This is a genomic window from Nocardioides sp. CPCC 206348, from assembly GCF_048654705.1.
GTDB lineage: Bacteria > Actinomycetota > Actinomycetes > Propionibacteriales > Nocardioidaceae > Nocardioides.
This window is the reverse complement of record NZ_JBMCZA010000165.1, coordinates 13,916-14,416: the sequence shown is the minus strand read 5'-3', so window position 1 is coordinate 14,416 and position 501 is coordinate 13,916. Positions and strand designations below refer to the sequence as shown.

Sequence of the window (501 nt, the reverse complement as noted above, 5' to 3'; positions counted from 1 at the left end):
GCACAGCGGGTGATCAGCCGTCTCCCGGCGGACACTGCGGTGGCCTTCGGCGGCGGGTTCGCTGACGGTTGGGCCGAGGACACCGTCACGGGCTCAGGCGGCTACTTCGGGATGGGCGGGACCGAGGCGGACCTGCTGGCCGGCTTCAAGAAGTCCACGGGTCTCACCCCGAAGGACCTGGAAGCCCTCGGCGGCGACACGATCGTCTTCGCCGCGAAGGACGGCTTCGGCAAGGCACTCGACTCGGAGAAGACGGAGACCTTCCCCATCGCCGCCCGTGTCACCGGGGACCCGGCCGCCATCGAAGCCGCACTCGGCAAGCTGCGCGCCACGCTGGAGCCCGACGGGGACGAGTTCCTCGCGTCGCTGCGCACCGACGACGGCGTCGTGATCGGTCCCAGCACCGGCTACCTCGAAGAACTGGTCGACCCGAAGGAGACCCTCGGCGACTCGGACCGGTTCACGAACGTCGTGCCGGACGCCGACGAGGCCCTGACCATC

Annotated in this window: 1 protein-coding gene; it reads left to right on the top strand. The window is 70.1% G+C overall.

Translation table 11 applies throughout. The annotated features are described in order from the left end of the window. Nucleotides 1–501: hypothetical protein (locus tag ACOADB_RS12625; RefSeq protein ID WP_378598901.1), on the top strand; the 501-nt coding region annotated here is incomplete at both ends.